Below are 468 nucleotides of genomic sequence, written 5' to 3' on the forward strand. Positions count from 1 at the left end.
GGTGGAGACCCAGGCGCGAATGTGAGGGGATAGGGGAAGGGACCTCATGCGGGTCCGACCATGGCGTCGCAGCGCGGCGCTGGGAGGCTCGGCCAAGAACAGTGGTGGCCCGCTAGGGGAAATGATGGCCAAGCGAGGCGCGGCGGGTGTCGGGGCGTGTTCGATCATGCCTTAAAGCGTAAACCACGGTTAACACATTTGGGAAGGGGTGAGACCGTGGTGATGGATCTGCTGAAAAAGTGGCTGTGGTTCCGCACATCAACCCCGGCTGTGGCACCTTCATCTATGAAGGCGCAGAAGCAAGGAGAGACCATGAGGATCAACGCGACCCGGACCCCGCTGCCGCCGGTGCGAACCATGACCGCCAGTCAGCTGGAAGTCGGGGACCTGGTTGCAGGCCACACCGCGGACGGCTCCTACCCGTTCCACGTTGAAGGCCTCGACTACTACGACGGTATGGTTCACCTC

Annotated in this window: 1 protein-coding gene; it reads left to right on the forward strand. The window is 62.4% G+C overall.

The features are described 5' to 3' along the window. Window positions 1–216 precede the first annotated feature (216 nt). On the forward strand, window positions 217–468 hold a 252-nt coding region (locus HOV91_RS39270), incomplete at its 3' end, for a hypothetical protein (protein ID WP_217441622.1).

This window comes from Nocardia barduliensis, assembly GCF_013315795.1.
Classification (GTDB): domain Bacteria; phylum Actinomycetota; class Actinomycetes; order Mycobacteriales; family Mycobacteriaceae; genus Nocardia; species Nocardia barduliensis.